Source organism: Saccharothrix variisporea (assembly GCF_003634995.1).
Lineage (GTDB): Bacteria > Actinomycetota > Actinomycetes > Mycobacteriales > Pseudonocardiaceae > Actinosynnema > Actinosynnema variisporeum.
Genome location: NZ_RBXR01000001.1, coordinates 6,009,325 through 6,027,144, shown reverse-complemented (window position 1 = coordinate 6,027,144; position 17,820 = coordinate 6,009,325). Strand labels below are relative to the sequence as shown.

Below are 17,820 nucleotides of genomic sequence, written 5' to 3'. Positions count from 1 at the left end.
GCGGCGAGCGCCGCTTTTCATCTTTCGATCTTTCGAGCGCGCAGCGCTCCCAAGAGCGCGAAGCGCGTTCGGCTTGAGAGCGAAGCGTTGAGTTCAAAGCTCTTAAAAGCGAAAAGCGCCTCGCCGGCGGGCAGGCCACCAAAGATGACTCAACTACAACGGCGGGGGCTTCTTGCTTTTGTCATCTCCGTATGGCCTGGCGGAGCCTACCACATTTTCCAGGGGTTGCCGCTAAAACTTTTGCTCGTTCCTCGCAAAACTTTCGGCCGCAACCCCTGGAAAATGTGGTAGCCCTTCGGGCAGGCCATACGGAGATGACAAAAGCAAGAAGCCCGAGTTGAGTTGTGTCCCTTCCGGTGGACTGCCGCTCGGCAAGGCCTTCGGACTGCCGGCTTCGCCGGTTCGGGGTCCTCGGGTCCTGGGCGGTTTCTAGCCGTTCTGCGAGGCTTGAGCCGCTGCGCGGGCCGCCCTGGCGGCCTTTGCCCGACGGTTGCGCAGGTACAGGACGAAGGCCGCGACCAGGCCCAGGCCGGCGGCGGCCGTGACGGGCAAGCCCACGGTTCCGAACGCCTTGTCCATGGCCACGGCCTGCGTCTGGCGTGTTTCGGCGACCTGGCCCACGGCCGCGCTGGTCGGCGTCGGCTTGGGTTCGGTGGTCTTCTTCTTCGCCTGGGGCGCCCCGTCCACCAGGCGGCCCACGGAGGCGTCCTTCGGCAGCTCGAAGCCCCAGTCCAGCAGCCGTGCGGCCTGGTCGGTCATCCGGATCGGGGACTGCTGGCCGCGCAGCAGCACGACCACCAGCCGCCGTCCGTCGCGCTCTGCCGCGCCCACGTAGGTGTGTTGGGCGTCGTCCGTGAAGCCGGACTTGCCGCCCAGAGCGCCCTCGTAGGACGTGAGCAGCTTGTTGTCGTTGTAGACCGGGACGGTGCCCTCGCCGGTCTTCGACGGGAAGTCGATCTTCTGGGTGACCACGGCCTTGGCGAAGTCCGGGTACTTCATCGCCGCGCGGAAGATCAGCGCCACGTCGTAGGCCGACGTGCTCGTCCCGGGTGCGTCCAGGCCCGACGGCGTGACCGCGCGCGTGTCCAGCGCCCCCAGCTCGGCCGCCAGCGCGTTCATCTTGCGGATGGCGCTGGGCAGGCCGCCCAGTCGTCGGGCGAGCGCGTGGGCCACGTCGTTGCCCGAGGCCATCACCAGCGACTGCAGGAGCTGCTCGACGGTGTACTCGGTGCCCACCCGCAGGCCGACGCACGTGCACTCCTGGTCGGCGTCCTCCTGGGTCGCGGCGACCGTGGCGTCCGGGGACAGCTCCTTGGCCACCACCATCGCCAGCAGCACCTTGATGACCGACGCGGGCCGTTGGCGGCCGTGCGGGTCGTAGGCGGCCAGGACGGCGCCCGAGTCCATGTCGGCCACCAGCCACGTGCGGGCGCTGATGTCGTCCGGGAGCTTCTGGGCGTTCGAGGGCAGCACGAGGCCGCACTCGCCCAGCCGCTCGCCGCCGACCGGGTTCTCCGGCACCTCCAGCGGGCGCGGCGGTTGGGTGCCCGGGGGCACCTGTTCGGACGTGTCCACCGCAGGCGGCGGTGACACCCGGTTGTCGCACGGGGCGGGCTGGGCCTGGGCCGACGACGCACCGAACACAGCGGTGGCCAACAGCGTGCAGGCAGCCAGGGCCGTGGCTACAGGCCGTCGTGACGCGGGGGAACGCACCCGACCAGGCTAGCCACCCCGGTTGAGTGACGTGCACCCGCCACGGCCGATACTGCATCCGTGAAGCTCTCCCGTGGCATGTCGCTGTTCCTGGTGGCCTTCGGGGTGTGGTCCTGGGTGATCTGGCCGAACTTCCTGCGCGCCATCTGGAAGGACCCCCGTTCGTGGGACGGCGGCCCGACCGCGTTCTTCACCGTGCACCTGGTGCTCATCGTCGCGTCGCTCGCGTTCGGCACGGTCATCGGCGTGCTGGGCGTGCGCGGGGTGCGGGCCTCCCGCACGCTTCGCAAGTAACCCACCACACACCTGGAGGCTCCGCCGTGGAGTTCGTGCGCCTGTTGCTGGTGTTCCTGCACCTGCTGGGCATGGCAATGCTCGTCGCGATGTTCTTCGTCCAGAACCGGGCGGGCAAGGACGCGCCGCTGAACAAGGGCTGGCTGCACGGCGTGGGGCTCCAGCTGGTCACCGGCGTGGCGCTCTACGCGCTCGCCCCGCTGACCGACAAGGAGTACAACCACGTCAAGCTGGGCATCAAGCTGCTGGTCCTGGTCGTGATCGGCGGTCTGGCGGCGGCGAACCTGAACAAGCCGAAGGCGCCGTCGTGGCTGCCGCAGACCCTCGTCGGGCTTGTCGTGGTGAACGTCGCACTCGCCGTCTTCTGGCAGTGATCAGCGCCTTCTGAGCAGCAGGCCGGCCACCAGCCCCGCGCCGATCAGTCCGGCGGCGGCGCGGGCGCTGGGGGTCTTCGTGACCTCCACCACGGGTCGGATGACGGCGGGTGGCGGCGGTGCGGGCAGGTCCTTCAGCAGGTTCTCCCGCGCGGTCGCGGTCCACGCGGTGATGAACAGCAGGAACTGGGCCACCAGGTTCGCGAACACCAGCACACCGATGATCGGGCCGAACGCGACGCCGGCGGGCGAGGACGTGACGGTGGACAGGTAGATCGTCCCGACCTGCTTGAGCACCTCGAACCCGATCGCCGCGGCGGCGGCGCCCTTGAGCGCGCTGCGCCAGCCGACCGGCTTGCGCGGCAGCTTCGCCAGCACCCACAGGAACACCAGCCAGTTCGCGGCCAGCGCGAGCACGATCGTGCCGACCTTCAGCAGCGCCTCGGCCCACCACACGCCGTGCAGGCCCACGAACTCCAGCACCAGCTCGGCGAACCCGCTGCCCGCGGCGGTGAGGCCGAACGACACGACCAGCGCGACCCCGAGGCTGACCAGCGCCAGCAGGTCCTTGAGGGCGGTCTTGAGGAACGGCATGTCCTCCTTGGCGTGCCCCCACTGGGCGGTGAGGGCGTCGCGGAGGTTGCTCATCCAGCCGAGCCCGGAGTAGGCCGCGCCGAGCAGGCCGAAGACGCCGACCGTGCCCTTGGAGTCGATGGCCTGCTTGACGACGTCGTTGATCGTCTCGCCCAGCGCGCCCGGGACGTTCTCGGCGATGCTGCCCCGCAGCTCGTCCAGCAGCTGGGGTTGCGAGGACAGCACGAAACCGGCGATGGCGAAGCCGATCATCAGCATCGGGACCAGCGACAGCACGCTGAAGTAGGTCACCGCGGCGGCGTAGTGCGTGCCGTACTGCTTGGAGTAGCGCTCGCCCGCGCGGACCAGGTGATCGAGCCACGGGCGCTCGCGGCGCAGCCTGTCGAGCTTGGACTCTTCCGCCACGCTACGGAACGCTAGGGGTTGCGGTGATCACGCGCCACTCGGCAGGAAGCCCACCTTGTCGTACGCCCGCGCGAGGGTCTTCGAAGCCACCTCGCGCGCCCGTTCCGCACCCTTGGCCAGCACCTTGTCCAGCTCGGCCGGGTCGGACAGGTACGTCGTGACCTTCTCCTGCACCGGCGTCACGAACTCGCTGAACACCTCGCCGAGGTCCTTCTTCAGGTCCCCGTACCCCTTGCCCGCGTAGTCGGCGACCAGCTCGTCGATCGTCCGCCCGGACAACGCCGAGTAGATGACCAGCAGGTTGCTGACCCCGGGCTTGTTCTCCGGGTCGTACGCGATCTCCCGCCCGGTGTCGGTGACGGCGGACCGGATCTTCTTCGCGGACCGCTTGACGTCCTCCAGCAGCTCGACCACGCCCGTGGGGACGGACTTGCTCATCTTCGCGGTCGGGTCCTGGAGGTCGTAGATCTTGGCGGTGTCCTTGACGATGTACGCCTCGGGCAGCCGGAACGTCTTGCCGTAGCGGGTGTTGAACCGCTGGGCGAGGTCCCGGGTGAGTTCGAGGTGCTGCCGCTGGTCCTCGCCGACCGGGACGTGGTGGGCGTTGTAGAGCAGGATGTCCGCGGCCTGGAGGATCGGGTAGGTGAACAGGCCGACGCCGACCTGGGTCTCCTGGCGGGCGGACTTGTCCTTGAACTGCGTCATCCGACTGGCCTCGCCGAACCCGGTGAGGCACTGGAGGACCCAGCCGAGCTGGGCGTGCTCGGGGACGTGGCTCTGGACGAACAGCGTGGCCGTGTCCGGGTCGATGCCGAGGGCCAGGAGTTGGGCGGCGGAGGTGCGCGTGTTCTGCCGGAGCACCTTCGGGTCCTGCTCCACCGTGATGGCGTGCAGGTCGACCACGCAGTAGAAGGCGTCGTGCGTCTCCTGCAGCGCCACCCACTGGCGGATCGCGCCGAGGTAGTTGCCGAGGTGGAACGACCCGGCCGTCGGCTGGATGCCGGACAGGACGCGGGGGCGGCTCACCGGAGTGGCCTGGCTCTCAGCGGTGTTCGCAGCAGACACAGCGCGATTCTCCCAGGCGCGCCCCACGGCCGGGGAAGCGGGCGGGCACCCGGCCGCGCACTGCTCCGGACGGCTCAGTCCGCCCACCGCCGGCCGTAGCCCGCCGGGAGTCAGCTCTTGGCCGCGTCCAGGGCCGGGGTCGGCGCGGCGAGGGCGGTCGTCGGCAGGGTCACCGGCGCGTCCACCGGCTGCACGGGCTCGACCAGGGCGTTCGGCCCCGTCTGGGCGCGCTGCACCGCCGCGCGCCGGCGCCGGACCAGGCCCGTCACCAGGCCGACCACGCCGAACGCCACCGCGGCGATACCGACGGGCGCGTTCATCGACACCGGGGCCGCCGCGACCGCGGTCGTCCCCGCCGTCGCCACACCCGTGGTGACCAGCGTCGACACCGTGCCCACGACCAGACCCAGTGCTGCACAGCGACCGCGCACTGCCGAGCCTCCTCGCAACGCGTCACCCCACGTACGGGTGAACCTTGTTGACGGACGGCCGCGAACCTATCGAAGCTGTGGTGCTCCGCGTGTTGAGTTCGGGTAAAACGCGACCGGACGGCAGACTAGCCATCCCCGCTCACCCGCTCGCCCGTGGGGGTTACCTCACACCCTCCACTCGGCCATACGTCGTAGTGCGCTGCCGTGCCGGGCGTCCTGCCAATGCCGCAGTGGCGTGCAGCTGTTCGACGGTACGGGACGACCCGTGCTCGGACCCGGCCATGCGGCTGATGGTCTCCTCCATCAGCGTTCCGCCCAGGTCGTTGGCGCCGCCGCGCAGCACCTCGGCGGTGCCCTCGTCGCCGAGCTTCACCCAGGAGCACTGGGTGTTGTCGATGCGGCCGTGCAGGGCCAGTCGGGCGAAGGCGTGCACGGCCCGGTTGTCGCGGCGGGTGGGGCCGGGGCGGGCGACGCCGGCGAGGTAGATGGGGGCGTTGCGGTGCACGAACGGGAGTCCGACGAACTCGGTCAGCCCGCCGGTGCGGTCCTGCAGCGCCGCGAGGGTGCGGAAGTGGCCCAGCCAGTGGCCGGGGTGGTCCACGTGCCCGTACATCATGGTCGAGGAGGACCGGATGCCGACCTCGTGCGCGGTGGCCACGACCTCCAGCCACGTCTCGGTGGGCAGCTTGCCCTTGGTCAGCACCCAGCGGACGTCGTCGTCCAGGATCTCCGCGGCGGTGCCGGGGATGGTGTCCAGGCCGGCCGCGGCCAGCTCGGTCAGCCACTCCCGCACGCTCACCCCGGCCTTGGCGGCCGCCGAGACGATCTCCATCGGGCTGAACGCGTGCACGTGCATCCCCGGCACCCGCGCCTTGATCGCCCGCACGATGTCGGCGTAGTAGGTGACCGGCAGCTTCGGGTCGATCCCGCCCTGCATGCACACCTCGGTCGCCCCGGCGTCCCACGCCTCCTGCGCCCGGTCGGCCACCTCGTCCACGCTCAACCGGAACGCGTCGGCGTCCCGCTCCCGCTGCGCGAACGCGCAGAACCGGCACCCCACGTAACACACGTTGGAGAAGTTGATGTTCCGGTTCACCACGTAGGTCACGTCGTCGCCCACGACGTCGCGGCGCAGGTCGTCGGCCAGTCGCGTCATGGTCTCCAGGGCCTCGCCGTCGGCGGTGAGCAGCGCCATCGCCGCCGCCGTGTCCTCCAGCAGCTTCGCCGGGTCGTCGGCGGCGATCTTCAGGGCTCGCGCGGTGTCCTCGGGCAGGCGCTCCACGGCCTTGGGGACGGTGAGCGAGGACCAGTCGCCGTAGACGGAGTCGAAGTCCCCGCGCCGGTCGCCCGTGCGGCCCTCGGTGTCGATCGCGGTGTTCAGGTCCGCGCGCCCGTAGGTGTCCAGGCCACCGTCCGGCTCCTGCCACTCCCGGCCCACCACCGGCGCGTCCGGGTCGGCCAGGCCGTCCGACAGGGCCAGCGCCTGCACGTGCCCGGTGAGGCGGGTGTCGATCCACTGGCCCGCCGCCGCCCGGACGTACCGGGGGTAAACCGCCAGACGCTCGCGCAAAGCGTACCCAGCGGCTTTTGTGCGAGCGTCCAACACATCGAGGTGTGGCCACGGCCGTTCGGGGTTGACGTGGTCGGGGGTCACCGGCGAGACGCCGCCCCAGTCGTCGATGCCGGCGCGCAGCATCAGGCCGAACTCCTCGCCCACCAGGTTCGGCGGCGCCTGCACACTCGTCGACGACGGCATCACCAACCGCGCCACCGCGATGGTGGCGGCCAGTTCGTGCAGGTCGGCGTCCGGCATCCCGCGCATCGCGGTGTCCGGCTTCGCGCGGAAGTTCTGGATGATCACTTCCTGGATGTGCCCGTACTGCTTGGCCACCGCCCGCATGGCCAACAACGACTCGGCGCGCTCGGTGATCGTCTCCCCGATCCCGATCAGGATCCCGGTCGTGAAGGGGACGTTCACCCGGCCGGCGTCGGTCAAGACCCGCAGCCGGACCGCCGGCTCCTTGTCCGGACTCCCGTAGTGCGGGCCACCCTTTTCCGACCACAACCGCTCCGCGGTGGTCTCCAGCATCATCCCCATGCTGGCCGCCACCGGACGCAGCCGCTGCAACTCCTCCCAGCTCAACACACCCGGGTTGAGGTGGGGCAGCAGCCCGGTCTCCTCCAACACCGCGATCGCACTGGCCCGCACGTAGTCCAGCGTCGAGGAGTAACCGCGGGCCTCCAGCCACTCCCGCGCCTGCGGCCAGCGCTCCTCCGGCCGATCACCCAACGTGAACAACGCTTCCTTGCAACCCTGTGCGGCGGCGGCACGGGCGATCTCCAGCACCTCGTCCCGCTCCAGGAACGCAGCCGGCAGCTTGTGCGGGACGGTCGCGAACGTGCAGTAGTGGCAACGGTCCCGACACAGCCGGGTCAGCGGGATGAACGCGTTGCGGCTGTAGGTCACCACCCCGGGCCGCCCCTCGGCGAGCAGGTGCGCGTCCCGCACCCGCCCGGCCGCCTCCAACAGGGCGTCCAGGTCCTCACCACGCGCGTGCAGCAACACCGATGCCTCGGTCACGTCCAGGACGGCACCATCGGCGGCACGGCGCAAGGCACGGCGCATGGCCGCCGCGCTGGGCTGGGGCTCGGGCGGGGTGATCGAGATGTCCACGGTCACGTCAACGACAGTAGGCCCCGCGTATTCCGCCTCTGAACTGGAGTGATATTGGGCACTGTGCCGATCCTTATGGCAGCCCGGGGAAGTCACGGGACCGGTGGTCGACCGGCCACGAGCAGTTCGGGGCCAGGTCGGCGCGGACGACCAGCGGCCACCCCGGTCCGGCGACGAGCCCGCGGTAACCGGTGCCGACTGCCGTGGCCGCCACGTCCAGCGTGGCGTGAAGCGGGGCCGAACGAGCGAAGTCGGCCGTCGGGTGGATCGGTGCAGCTCAGCGCCGGTGCTCGGCCAGCTCCAGCTCGATGAACGCCCCGATCATGGCCCGCCAGACCGCCTCGGCCACCTCCGGCGCCAACCCGACCTCCTCGGCCCGGGCACGCACCTTGGCGATCACCTGCGCAACCCGATCAGGCGCCCGCACGGCATCCTCGTCTTTCTTGAACGCCGCAGCCGCCTTGACCAACCCTTGGCGCTCCGCCAACAACCGCACGAGTTGGCCGTCGATCGCGTCGATCCCGGCCCGCACCTCGTCCAACGACTCAGGCATAAGTCACCGTCACCGGCGCGTGGTCCGACCACCGCTCGCCGTACGTCGCCGCCCGCTCGACCACGGCACTGGTCGCCCGCGCCGCCAAGCCCTCGGTCGCCACCTGGTAGTCGATGCGCCAGCCGGAGTCGTTGTCGAAGGCCTTGCCGCGGTAGGACCACCACGAGTACGGGCCCGCCACGTCCGGGTGCAGGGAGCGCACCACGTCGACGTAGCCGGAGGAGAAGACGTCGGTCAGCCACGCCCGTTCGGACGGCAGGAAGCCCGACGACTTCTGGTTGGTCTTCCACGCCTTCAGGTCCGCCTCGCGGTGGGCGATGTTCCAGTCGCCGCACACCACGACCTCGCGGCCGTCCGCCGCCGCCTTCTCGCGCAGTTCCACCAGGTACGGCAGGAACGCGGCCATGAACCGCTCCTTCTCGTCCTGCCGGGGCGTGCCGACGTCGCCGCTGGGCAGGTACAGGCTGCCGACGACGACGTCCGCCAGCTCGACCTCCACGTACCGGCCCGAGTGCTCGAACTCCGCCGCGCCGAACCCGATGCGCACCGCCTGCGGCGCCTCGCGCGTGAGCACCGCGACACCGTTGCGGCCCTTGAGCTCCGAGTGCGCGTGGGCGGTGTGCCAGCCCTCCGGGGCGCGGACCTCGTCGGTCAGCTGGCCGGGTTCCGCGCGGACCTCCTGGATGCACACCACGTCCGCCGTGGTCGCGGCGAGCCACTCCAGGTAGCCCTTCTTGGCGGCGGCGCGCAGGCCGTTGACGTTCACGGTGGAGACGGTGAGCACGGACCGGGAGCCTAATCGCGAGCGGCGACGGCCCAGCCGTGCGGGTACACCGCGCCGCAGCGGGCGCAGGTGGCGACCAGGCCGAGGAACAGCACCATCGGGCTGCTGCCCTCGGGGGACGGGACGCCGCGGACCTCGTGCCCGTCGAGGGTCGCGCGCAGCTCGGGCCACTCGGGCTCGCACGCGCACGTGGTCACCTCGTTGCGGCGGGACGTCCGCCATCGGAAGAACATGCGGCCAATCTAAGCGCAGTTGCTGTCCGAGGTGGGCGTGACGAACTGGTCGTTGACCCACCGGCCGTCCGACAGCAGCCGGAACCCGTTCGTGACCGTGCGCTCCGCCTTCACGACCGCGTCCCGCTGGACCGTCGCCACGATCGGCTGGGTGTCGGCGGGGCCGGAGCGGACGTTGAGGATGTCCGCGGTCACGGTCACCTTGCACTCCTGGGACACCTTGTCGGGCACGAGCTGCTTGCCGTCGTTGGCCACGTACATCAACCCGGCCGCTCCCAGCACCCCGATCACGATCATGCCGCGCAACGGAATCCCGAACATCGCCCACGCCTCCCCGCACCCTGCGCACTGCGCCTGAAGTGCAGATATAGCGCGGCGGGGGCCTTCGCTGAACGTCCTGGCGCCGATTCCACCCGGCAGGGGAACCGGACGGGTGACCCGGTCACGCGCCGATCACCCACCCCCGGGAACGACGAAGGGGACCGCCGGGAAGCGGTCCCCTTCGATCGGCTCGAGCGCGGCTCAGCCGGCCATGCGCTTCTGCAGGTTCTCGTCCAGGGTGCCGAGGAAGTCCTCGGTGGTCAGCCACTCCTGGTCCGGGCCCACCAGCAGGGCCAGGTCCTTGGTCATCTTGCCGCTCTCGACGGTCTCGATGATGACCTTCTCCAGGGTCTCGGCGAAGCCGGTGACCTCGGGGGTGCCGTCCAGCTTGCCGCGGTGCTTCAGGCCACCGGTCCACGCGTAGATCGACGCGATCGGGTTGGTGGAGGTCGGCTTGCCGGCCTGGTGCTGGCGGTAGTGGCGGGTGACCGTGCCGTGCGCGGCCTCGGCCTCGACGGTCTTGCCGTCCGGGGTCATCAGCACCGAGGTCATCAGGCCCAGCGAGCCGAAGCCCTGCGCCACGGTGTCGGACTGCACGTCACCGTCGTAGTTCTTGCACGCCCAGACGTAGCCGCCCTCCCACTTGAGCGCGGCGGCGACCATGTCGTCGATCAGCCGGTGCTCGTAGGTCAGGCCGGCGGCCTCGAACTTGTCCTTGAACTCGGTGTCGAACACGTGCTGGAAGATGTCCTTGAAGGCGCCGTCGTACGCCTTGAGGATCGTGTTCTTCGTCGACATGTACACCGGGTAGTTGCGCTGCAACCCGTAGGAGAACGAGGCGCGCGCGAAGTCCTCGATGGACTTGTTGAAGTTGTACATGCCCAGCGCCACGCCGCCGTCGGGGCCGTAGTTGGCCACGACGTGCTGGATCGGCTCGGAGCCGTCCTCGGGCGTGAACGTGATGGTCAGCTCGCCCGCGCCCGGCACCTTGAAGTTGGTGGCCTTGTACTGGTCGCCGTGGGCGTGGCGGCCGATGATGATCGGCTTGGTCCAGCCCGGCACCAGCCGCGGGATGTTGCTGATGATGATCGGCTCGCGGAAGACGACGCCGCCGAGGATGTTGCGGATCGTGCCGTTGGGCGAGACCCACATCTTCTTCAGGCCGAACTCCTCGACCCGCGCCTCGTCCGGCGTGATCGTGGCGCACTTGACGCCGACGCCGTGCTTCTTGATGGCGTGGGCGGCGTCGATCGTGACCTGGTCCTCGGTGTCGTCCCGGTGCTGGATGCCCAGGTCGTAGTACTCGAGGTTGACGTCCAGGTACGGGTGGATCAGCTTGTCCTTGATGAACTGCCAGATGATCCGGGTCATCTCGTCGCCGTCGAGTTCGACGACGGTTCCCTGAACCTTGATCTTGCCCATACTCAGGGCGCTCCTCTCGCGACAGTGCAAGCAAGACAAGCGTACTGCTATGTCCGGCTGCTTGTGTCCCACCACGGCTTAAATGGGAACGGGGTCACAATGCCTTAGCCTCCACGACACGATCTTGGAGGGGGCACCATGTCGACCGGACCCACGCACGCGATGAGCGGTTTACTGGCTTGGGCGGCGGTGACCGCGCTCGCCGACAACCATCCCATCGGCCAGCTCACCCCGCAGAGCTGGGCCGTCGGCGCCGTGCTGGCCACCGGTGCGGCGCTGCTGCCCGACCTCGACCACCCGTCCTCGACCATATCGCGCACGTTCGGGCCGGTCAGCGCGGGTGCGTCGGCGGCGATCAACACGGTCAGCTCGTGGGTCTACCGGGCCACGCGGACCCGGAAGGACTCCAATCGAGACGGCGGGCACCGGGGGCTGACGCACACGCTGGTGTTCGCGCTGGCCGCCGCCGTGGGCACGACCGCCGTGGTCCAGCAGTCGCAGAAGTGGGCGCTGCCGGCGTTGATGTTCGTGTTCGCGGGCCTGGCCGTGCGCGGGATCATGAACGACTGGTGCCCGCAGAAGGACGCCCTGCTCATCACAGTCGTGTCCGGCGTGATCACGGTCGCGTGCGTGGCGTGGACGGCCCAGACGCCGGCCAGCGCGGCGGCGTGCGGGGTGGCGGTCGGGATCGGGTGCGTCGCCCACTACCTCGGCGACGCGATCACCGAGCAGGGCTGCCCGATGCTGTGGCCCATCCCGCTGGCCGGCAAGACGTGGTTCCCGGTCGCGCCGCCGAAGATCATGCGGATGCAGACCGGCGGGACCGTCGAGATGGCCATCGTCGGACCGCTGATCACGCTGCTGTCGGTGTGGCTGTCCGCGGCGGCGCTCCAGCGTGCCGGCGCGCTGCCGTTCCTGTCCGGTTTCGACCTGCTCCCGATCTAGAATTCGGGTCGCGGCCATCCGACGGCTACCCGAACATCACCCGATCGGACTAGCCTGCACCGCGTGCACAGGGTTCGGCCGAGCACCCGGGACTTCCGGAACGGGCAGGACCCGTTCTACCTTCGGCTCCGCACAACGCGCAGCGACACCGACACCCGTGGACGTGCGATGACGACTTGGCTCGGCTTGGACGCGGGTCACGACGACCCGGCCACCGCGGACGCGACGGCGGTGTCGCTGTACGAGTCCCTGCTGTTCCACGCCCACGTGGTGTGCGTGCACGTGGTGGAGGACCACCACGCCCTGTCGTTCCGGCTGACCGACTTGCCGTCGGAGAACACCGTGTCCACGCTCATCGAGCGCGGCTACGGCGTCGCCGTGCACAACGGCAGCCTCCAGCGCCTGGCCGGCCCGGAACCGCTGGCCCGCGGCGCGCTGCGGGCGGCACTGGCGCACCGCGACCGCCGCGAGGGCCGTGCCCTGCGCTTCCCCGGCCAGCGGACGCTGCGCGGCCGGTACGGGGTGTCGGACATCCTCGCGTTCAGCGCGATCGAGGAGGTCCTGCCGCACGGCATCAAGAGCGTCGACGCGCGCGGCGACCTGCAGCCGACCTTCGTCAACGGCCGACTGGTGCTCGAACTGGGCTGACCCGCCCGCCGGCACCTCAGCCCGCCGGCACCTCAGCCCGCCGGCACCTCAGCCCGCCGGTCCCTCAGCCCGCCGGCACCTCAGCCCGCCGTCACCCCAACCGGCCGGCACCTCAGCCCGGGTGTGCGCCCACCGTGTCGCGGATCTGGTCGCCGAGGCTCTCGGAGCTGCGCGCGCAGTGGGCGCAGCAGAAGAACCGGCCCTCCACCTCGACCCCGTGGCCCAGGATGCGGCAGTCGCAGTGCTCGCAGCGCGGCGCGAGCCGCTGGATGGCGCACTCGAAGCTGTCGAACGTGTGCACCCCGCCGCCGACGGTCCGCACCTCGAACGTCATCCAGTACTCGTTGCCGCAGACGTCACAAGTCGCCATGCCCGGCAGCCTGCTCCCGCCCCACCGACCCGGCAACTCGAACCCGACCGCACCATCCACAGTGGACACGACGGGGTGGCGGACCAGGCCGGATTCGAACCGGCGTCCTCCCGCACCGAGGTGAGGGCGCGTCAACCACTGCGCTACAGGTCCTCCAGTCAGCCCCAACCCTAACCGTGACCACGCCCCGACTGACAGTGCCGCTAAGGTCTGCCCTCGTGCGCGGGGTCGACTACTACGAACTCCTCGGGGTGGGTCGCAACGCGTCCCAGGCGGAGATCAAGACCGCCTACCGGTCGCTGGCCAAGGTCATGCACCCCGACGCGGGCGGCTCGTCGGTGACCTTCCGCATGCTCCAGGAGGCCTACGACACCCTGCGTGACCCGGCCCGACGCCGTGACTACGACCGGGGCTGGGGATTCACCCGTCCGGGCACACGCCCCACCGCCACCCGCCCGCCGCGCACCGGTCGCGTGGGTCGGCTGCGCAACTTCGGCGAGGACCCCGACTTCGTACCCCCGAAGCCCGCCGTGGACCTCGGCGGCATCGCCTGGTGGCACCTGGTCGACACCACCCAGCGGGTCCGGTACGCGCCAGTCGCAGGCCCCGGGCACGCGCCCGCGCTGGCCGCGCTGTGCGGGTGGTTCTTCCTGCTGCTGCCGGTGTTCGCGGTGGACTTCTCGCCGTTGACGCTGGGCCTGTGGCTGCTCGTCGTCGCGGCCGCCGCGGTGGCGGCGTTCCGGCTGGTCAAGCGGTACGTGGCGGCCGTCCGGGTGGACCGCGAGTTCGCCGCCGCCGTGGACACCGACGTCGTGCACGGGACCACCGACGACCGGGCGTGCGAGCGGATCACCGCCGACGTGCTCAGCCGGTACCTGACCCGCCTGCCGGGCGTCCGCATCTTCCACGGCCTGGCGTGGCCGGACTCGGTGTTCGCCGACATCGACCACGCCGTGCTGTGCGGGCGGCGGCTGGTGCTGATCGAGTCCAAGTCGTGGCTGCCCGGCCACTACACGGCCGAGGACGACGGCACGCTGTGGCGCAACGGCCACCCGTTCCGCGGCGGCGGCACGCGCCTGCACCGCAGCCTCGCGCTGTACCGGAAGCTGTTGCCGTGGCTGGACATCCGGACCGTGCTGCTGGTGTACCCGAGCCGGGCGGGCGAGGTGACGGCCGACGACGTGGACGTGCTGGTGCCGCCGATGACGCCCGCGCAGTTCGTCGAGGAGATCGGCGACTGGCTGGCCGAGGAACCCGCGACGGTCGACCGGGAGGCGTACCGCGTGCTGTTGGGCCGCGTCGTCCCGATCGTCCGCTGACCGCGCTCCTGCCCTGATCATCCGTTCGGCCGCTGTCTCGACCCCCCACTCGCGGGCTACGTTCTCGCGGACCACGCCGCCGGTCGAGGGAGCCCGCGCCGATGAAGATCGACGTCTTCAACGAGATCCAGGACCCGAGACCGTGGCAGGACGGCCACCAGGCCGCACGCCTCGGCGAGGCGCTGGAACAGGCGAAACTGGCGGACTCGCTGGGCTACGGCTGCTGGTGGCAGGTCGAGCACCACGGCGCGGAGGAGTTCAGCCTGTCGTCGGCCCCTGAGCTGGTGCTCACCGCCATCTCGCAACACACGTCCCGCATCCGCCTGGGCCACTCGGCCGTCCTCGCACCGACACGTTTCAACCACCCCATCCGCATCGCCGAACGAGCCGCGATGCTGGACGTCCTCAGCGGCGGCAGGCTGGAGCTGGGCCTGACCCGCTCGACGGTCCCCGAATGGCGCCTGTTCGGCATCGACCCGGCGGACGTGCGTCGGCAGACCCAGGAAGCGTTCGAGATGGTCCCGAAGATGTGGACCTCGGACCGCTTCTCGTACTCCAGCGAGGACTTCGAGATCCACGACGTCCCCATCGTCCCGAAGCCCTTGCAGAAGCCCCACCCACCCCTCTGGCAGGCCGCCGCGAATCCCGCGTCCTTCGAGGAGGCGGGCAGGCGCGGTGTGGGCGTCCTGGGCACCACCATCTGGGAGTCCATCGAACGCGTCCGCCGCATGGTCGCCCTGTACCGAGCGGCAGCCGAGTCCTGCACCGCTCCCGTCGGCTCTTACGTCAACAACCAGATCGCTTTCTTCACCTTCGTCCACTGCGCCGAAACCGACGAACAAGCCATCCGCAACGGCGCCGTAGCAGCCGCCGCCTGGTACACCGTGCAAGCCCTCACGTTCTTCGAAGCCGCCGCCGCTTTCGTGGAGAACGTGGAACACCAGCGCAAACTCATGGAAGACCCGTCAGGCGGCGGCCTGACCGGCGACTTCCTGAGAGCGGAAGCCGCCGCCTTCACCGGCCCGAACCGCGCCCAACTCGTCATCGGCAGGGTCCTGCAGGGCGAACAGGTCCCGGACGAGGAGATCTTCGAGGCCCTGAACGAACAGGACTCCCTGATCGTGGGCAGCCCGGAAACCTGCCGCAAAAAACTCCGCACCTACGCCGACCTCGGCATCGACCGCCTGATGGCCTTCCACCAGGTCGGCAACCTCAGCCACGAGTCCGTCATGACCAGCCTCCGCCTGATCGGCGACCTGATCCCGGAGTTCGACAAATAGGCACCGCCCCGCGCCGACACCACCACCTCTCACTCCGCGCCACACCGTGCGACGATGTCCGCCATGACCCGGAAGGTGTGCCTGGCCCAGGACCCGGAGGCCGACGAACTGCTGGCCACCGACATGTTCGCCCTGCTCGTCGGCATGCTGCTGGACCAGCAGATCCCCATGGAGAAGGCGTTCAGCGGGCCCAAGGTGTTGGCCGATCGGATGGGTGGGTTGTCGCCGCAAGCCGTGGCCGAGGCCGGGGAGGAGGAGTTCGCGGCGATCATGGCCGAGACTCCGGCCGTGCACCGGTTCCCGGGGTCCATGGGCAAGCGGGTGCAGGCGTTGGCTCGGGCTGTGGTCGAGGAGTACGGCGGGGACGTTTCCCGGATCTGGGCGGACGGGGACGGGAAGGTCGTGCTCAAGCGGTTGAAGGCGTTGCCCGGGTTCGGGGATCAGAAGGCTCGGATCTTCCTCGCCTTGTTGGGCAAGCAGTTCGGGGTCGAGCCCGAGGGGTGGCGGGAGGCTGCCGGGGCTTACGGGGAGGCTGGGTCGCGGCGGAGTGTGGCCGACGTCGTGGACTCCGTGACGTTGGGTGAGGTTCGGGAGTTCAAGAAGGCGGCCAAGGCCGCGGCCAAGGGGTGAGGCCGGGGGGAGGGCGCGTGCGGCGGCCGAGAGGCCGAACCGGCACACACCCTCCCGGAGAAGATCACCGACCCGCCAAGGACTCCTCGGGTGAGGCGATCACCGGTGCGGCCGGTTCCTGAGGTCGCAGCGCGAAGATCACCAGGAGCAACGCCACCACCGACAGCACCGACGCGATGGGTGCGAGCGGCAGCAGGCCGACCAGGCTGATCACCAGGCCGCCGACCACGCCCGACAGCCCGACGCCCAGGTAGATCGCGGAAGCGTTCAACGACAGCAGCAGCCCGCTGTTCCGGGGCGCCAGCTCGATCAGCCACGACTGGATCGGCGGGTTGGCCGACCACGTCAGCGCGCCCCACAGGAACAGCGCGATCGCCGCGCCGGGCACGCTGGTCATGGTCAGCGGCAGGGTCGCGAGGACCACCGTGAAGAAGCTGAACAGCACGATCAGCACCTGCCGGGTCTCGAACCGGTCGGTGATCCGGCCGCCCGCCCAGTTGCCGAACACGCCGCCGACGCCGTACGCGACGAGCAGGAGGCTGGTGGCGAGACCGTCGACGTGCGCGGTCGCGGTGAGCAGCGGGGCGATGTAGTTGAAGACGCTGAACACCGCGAGGCACGCCAGCACGGTGAGGACCAGCACGGTGATCACGCGGCGGTCGGCGGCCGGGGCGAAGCGCTCGCGCAGGGCGACGGCGGGCGGTGCCTCGACGCGCGGCAGGCCGACGCGCACCGCCACGGCGGCCACCGCCGTCACGGCCGCGATGAGCCCGAAGACGCCGCGGTAGCCCAGCGGCCCGCCGAGCAGGTTGCCCGCCGGCACGCCCAGGACCAGCGAGAACGTCAACCCGCCGAACACCAGCGCCACGGCCCGGCCCCGGCGGTCGGGCGGCGTCAGCACGGTGGCGACGAGCGTCGCGGCGGGGGTGAACACGGCCGCGCCGAGGGCGCTGACCACGCGGGCCACCAGCAGCAACGGGTAGTTCGGCGCGAAGGCGGCGAGGAGGTTGCCGGCAGCGGACACGGCGAGCGCGGCCACCAGCAGGGTGCGCCGCTCCCAGCGCCCGGTGAGGGCGGCGAGCAGCGGCGAGGACAGCGCGTAGGCGATGGCGAACGCGGTGAGCAGCTGGCCGGCGGTGGCGTGCGAGACGTTCAGCTCGTGGCTCACGGCCGGCAGGACGCCGGACACGATGTACCCGCTCGTCCCGATGGTGAACGCACCGGCGGTGAGCAGGTAGGTGCGGGCAGACATTGGACGTGGTTCCCCCAGTCGTGTGATGCTTCGACGGAGACCGTACTACGAGTTTCATCGAAATACGATACCTGTCGTAAGATGGGACGCATGACCGCAGTGCTGCCGCACCCCGAGCGCGACGAGATCCGGATCGAGGCGGTCCTGCACGCACTCGCCGACCCGGTGCGGCTGCGCATCGTGCGCGAACTCGCGCAGAGCGAGGAGGGCATGTCCTGCGGCGTGCAGCTCGACCTGGGCATCAGCCCGTCGACGTTGACCCACCACGTCCGCACGCTGCGGGAGGCCGGCGTGGTCCGCGTCCAGCCCCGCGGGACCTCGCGGATCAGCAGCCTGCGGCGCGATGACCTGGACGCCCTCTACCCGGGCCTGCTCGACGGCATCCTCGCCGCACCCCGCTAGACGCGCTCGGGGTCGTCACGCTCGGCGCGCTCGCACGCTCGGCGCGCTCGCACGTACGAAGGCTTGGCCTCCGGCCCCCGACTCGATCATCCCACGAGGCACCGACAATTT

General features: G+C 70.3%; 21 protein-coding genes and 1 tRNA gene. 8 read left to right on the top strand and 14 right to left on the bottom strand.

All coding sequences use genetic code 11. The annotated features are described in order from the left end of the window. Positions 1-429: 429 nt before the first annotated feature. Positions 430-1,656 carry a D-alanyl-D-alanine carboxypeptidase family protein gene (locus DFJ66_RS27515; RefSeq protein WP_246029926.1) on the bottom strand — a complete coding sequence of 409 codons (1,227 nt, stop codon included), beginning with the start codon at positions 1,654-1,656 and terminating at the stop codon, positions 430-432. A gap of 117 nt (positions 1,657-1,773) precedes the next feature. Here DFJ66_RS27515 and DFJ66_RS27510 point away from each other — a divergent pair, with 117 nt between their 5' ends. Continuing rightward, positions 1,774-2,007, top strand: coding sequence for an SCO4848 family membrane protein (locus DFJ66_RS27510; protein ID WP_121225187.1), 234 nt, complete (start codon positions 1,774-1,776; stop codon positions 2,005-2,007). A 26-nt stretch (positions 2,008-2,033) separates the two neighbouring features. Continuing rightward, positions 2,034-2,381 (top strand): hypothetical protein, encoded by a 348-nt coding sequence (locus DFJ66_RS27505; protein ID WP_121225185.1) that lies wholly within the window; start codon positions 2,034-2,036, stop codon positions 2,379-2,381. Here the strand turns inward: DFJ66_RS27505 and yhjD are convergent, their stop codons facing one another. The 10 genes from yhjD to DFJ66_RS27460 all read right to left on the bottom strand — a co-directional run bounded on the left by yhjD (position 2,382) and on the right by DFJ66_RS27460 (position 10,863). Continuing rightward, positions 2,382-3,380 carry an inner membrane protein YhjD gene (gene yhjD / locus DFJ66_RS27500; RefSeq protein ID WP_121225183.1) on the bottom strand — a complete coding sequence of 333 codons (999 nt, stop codon included), beginning with the start codon at positions 3,378-3,380 and terminating at the stop codon, positions 2,382-2,384. Between the two features lie 27 nt (positions 3,381-3,407). Continuing rightward, positions 3,408-4,445 (bottom strand): tryptophan--tRNA ligase, encoded by a 1,038-nt coding sequence (gene trpS / locus DFJ66_RS27495; RefSeq protein ID WP_170199686.1) that lies wholly within the window; start codon positions 4,443-4,445, stop codon positions 3,408-3,410. 110 nt (positions 4,446-4,555) lie between these two features. After that, complete coding sequence (locus tag DFJ66_RS27490) at positions 4,556-4,876, bottom strand: hypothetical protein (RefSeq protein WP_121225178.1); 321 nt, start codon at positions 4,874-4,876, stop codon at positions 4,556-4,558. Between the two features lie 160 nt (positions 4,877-5,036). Next, positions 5,037-7,502 carry a bifunctional FO biosynthesis protein CofGH gene (locus DFJ66_RS27485; protein WP_397556302.1) on the bottom strand — a complete coding sequence of 822 codons (2,466 nt, stop codon included), beginning with the start codon at positions 7,500-7,502 and terminating at the stop codon, positions 5,037-5,039. 121 nt (positions 7,503-7,623) lie between these two features. Continuing rightward, complete coding sequence (locus tag DFJ66_RS43640) at positions 7,624-7,764, bottom strand: hypothetical protein (protein ID WP_211351342.1); 141 nt, start codon at positions 7,762-7,764, stop codon at positions 7,624-7,626. Between the two features lie 63 nt (positions 7,765-7,827). Continuing rightward, a complete protein-coding gene (locus tag DFJ66_RS27480; RefSeq protein WP_121225174.1) occupies positions 7,828-8,103 on the bottom strand; it encodes a chorismate mutase in 276 nt (91 codons plus the stop codon). Next, positions 8,096-8,887: an exodeoxyribonuclease III gene (locus DFJ66_RS27475; RefSeq protein ID WP_121225172.1), complete on the bottom strand. Its 792-nt coding sequence runs from the start codon at positions 8,885-8,887 to the stop codon at positions 8,096-8,098. Before DFJ66_RS27475 ends, DFJ66_RS27480 begins: the two co-directional genes overlap by 8 nt. 11 nt (positions 8,888-8,898) lie before the next feature. Then, entirely contained in the window at positions 8,899-9,120 is a 222-nt protein-coding gene (locus tag DFJ66_RS27470) for a hypothetical protein (RefSeq protein WP_121225170.1), read from the bottom strand. A gap of 9 nt (positions 9,121-9,129) precedes the next feature. Continuing rightward, positions 9,130-9,441 carry an SH3 domain-containing protein gene (locus DFJ66_RS27465; protein ID WP_121225168.1) on the bottom strand — a complete coding sequence of 104 codons (312 nt, stop codon included), beginning with the start codon at positions 9,439-9,441 and terminating at the stop codon, positions 9,130-9,132. A 201-nt stretch (positions 9,442-9,642) separates the two neighbouring features. Continuing rightward, complete coding sequence (locus tag DFJ66_RS27460) at positions 9,643-10,863, bottom strand: NADP-dependent isocitrate dehydrogenase (RefSeq protein ID WP_121225166.1); 1,221 nt, start codon at positions 10,861-10,863, stop codon at positions 9,643-9,645. Positions 10,864-11,001: 138 nt separating this feature from the next. Here DFJ66_RS27460 and DFJ66_RS27455 point away from each other — a divergent pair, with 138 nt between their 5' ends. Both DFJ66_RS27455 and DFJ66_RS27450 read left to right on the top strand, forming a co-directional pair. Then, on the top strand, positions 11,002-11,808 hold the full coding sequence (locus DFJ66_RS27455; protein WP_121225164.1) for a metal-dependent hydrolase: 807 nt from the start codon (positions 11,002-11,004) through the stop codon (positions 11,806-11,808). A 168-nt stretch (positions 11,809-11,976) separates the two neighbouring features. Continuing rightward, positions 11,977-12,456, top strand: coding sequence for a hypothetical protein (locus DFJ66_RS27450; protein ID WP_121225162.1), 480 nt, complete (start codon positions 11,977-11,979; stop codon positions 12,454-12,456). Between the two features lie 112 nt (positions 12,457-12,568). Here the strand turns inward: DFJ66_RS27450 and DFJ66_RS27445 are convergent, their stop codons facing one another. Together DFJ66_RS27445 and DFJ66_RS43005 are read right to left on the bottom strand one after the other, a co-directional pair. Then, the gene (locus tag DFJ66_RS27445) at positions 12,569-12,826 is read right to left on the bottom strand and encodes a Prokaryotic metallothionein (protein ID WP_121231816.1); all 258 of its coding nucleotides are present in this window, start codon (positions 12,824-12,826) and stop codon (positions 12,569-12,571) included. A gap of 76 nt (positions 12,827-12,902) precedes the next feature. Continuing rightward, positions 12,903-12,979 (bottom strand) — tRNA-OTHER (locus DFJ66_RS43005). A gap of 65 nt (positions 12,980-13,044) precedes the next feature. Between DFJ66_RS43005 and DFJ66_RS27440 the strand changes: the two genes are divergently transcribed. The 3 genes from DFJ66_RS27440 to DFJ66_RS27430 all read left to right on the top strand — a co-directional run bounded on the left by DFJ66_RS27440 (position 13,045) and on the right by DFJ66_RS27430 (position 16,055). Then, complete coding sequence (locus DFJ66_RS27440) at positions 13,045-14,145, top strand: J domain-containing protein (RefSeq protein ID WP_121225160.1); 1,101 nt, start codon at positions 13,045-13,047, stop codon at positions 14,143-14,145. A 101-nt stretch (positions 14,146-14,246) separates the two neighbouring features. Then, positions 14,247-15,425 carry an LLM class flavin-dependent oxidoreductase gene (locus DFJ66_RS27435; protein ID WP_121225158.1) on the top strand — a complete coding sequence of 393 codons (1,179 nt, stop codon included), beginning with the start codon at positions 14,247-14,249 and terminating at the stop codon, positions 15,423-15,425. A 63-nt stretch (positions 15,426-15,488) separates the two neighbouring features. Continuing rightward, positions 15,489-16,055, top strand: coding sequence for an HhH-GPD-type base excision DNA repair protein (locus DFJ66_RS27430; protein WP_121225156.1), 567 nt, complete (start codon positions 15,489-15,491; stop codon positions 16,053-16,055). A 64-nt stretch (positions 16,056-16,119) separates the two neighbouring features. On the opposite strand, the gene DFJ66_RS27425 is transcribed toward DFJ66_RS27430, so the two are convergent. Further along, entirely contained in the window at positions 16,120-17,307 is a 1,188-nt protein-coding gene (locus DFJ66_RS27425) for an MFS transporter (protein ID WP_121225154.1), read from the bottom strand. Positions 17,308-17,388: 81 nt separating this feature from the next. On the opposite strand from DFJ66_RS27425, the gene DFJ66_RS27420 reads away from it, so the two are divergent. Next, the gene (locus tag DFJ66_RS27420; RefSeq protein ID WP_121225152.1) at positions 17,389-17,709 is read left to right on the top strand and encodes an ArsR/SmtB family transcription factor; all 321 of its coding nucleotides are present in this window, start codon (positions 17,389-17,391) and stop codon (positions 17,707-17,709) included. The last annotated feature ends 111 nt before the right edge of the window (positions 17,710-17,820 follow it).

Excerpts from the sequence above, each read along its gene's own strand:
- DFJ66_RS27485 (WP_397556302.1), bottom strand. The coding sequence starts at position 7,502 with ATGCGCCGTGCCTTGCGCCGTGCCGCCGATGGTGCCGTCCTGGACGTG.
- DFJ66_RS27480 (WP_121225174.1), bottom strand. The coding sequence starts at position 8,103 with ATGCCTGAGTCGTTGGACGAGGTGCGGGCCGGGATCGACGCGATCGAC.
- DFJ66_RS27470 (WP_121225170.1), bottom strand. The coding sequence starts at position 9,120 with ATGTTCTTCCGATGGCGGACGTCCCGCCGCAACGAGGTGACCACGTGC.
- DFJ66_RS27465 (WP_121225168.1), bottom strand. The coding sequence starts at position 9,441 with ATGTTCGGGATTCCGTTGCGCGGCATGATCGTGATCGGGGTGCTGGGA.
- DFJ66_RS27460 (WP_121225166.1), bottom strand. The coding sequence starts at position 10,863 with ATGGGCAAGATCAAGGTTCAGGGAACCGTCGTCGAACTCGACGGCGAC.
- DFJ66_RS27455 (WP_121225164.1), top strand. The coding sequence starts at position 11,002 with ATGTCGACCGGACCCACGCACGCGATGAGCGGTTTACTGGCTTGGGCG.
- DFJ66_RS27450 (WP_121225162.1), top strand. The coding sequence starts at position 11,977 with ATGACGACTTGGCTCGGCTTGGACGCGGGTCACGACGACCCGGCCACC.
- DFJ66_RS27445 (WP_121231816.1), bottom strand. The coding sequence starts at position 12,826 with ATGGCGACTTGTGACGTCTGCGGCAACGAGTACTGGATGACGTTCGAG.
- DFJ66_RS27435 (WP_121225158.1), top strand. The coding sequence starts at position 14,247 with ATGAAGATCGACGTCTTCAACGAGATCCAGGACCCGAGACCGTGGCAG.
- DFJ66_RS27430 (WP_121225156.1), top strand. The coding sequence starts at position 15,489 with ATGACCCGGAAGGTGTGCCTGGCCCAGGACCCGGAGGCCGACGAACTG.
- DFJ66_RS27425 (WP_121225154.1), bottom strand. The coding sequence starts at position 17,307 with ATGTCTGCCCGCACCTACCTGCTCACCGCCGGTGCGTTCACCATCGGG.
- DFJ66_RS27420 (WP_121225152.1), top strand. The coding sequence starts at position 17,389 with ATGGGACGCATGACCGCAGTGCTGCCGCACCCCGAGCGCGACGAGATC.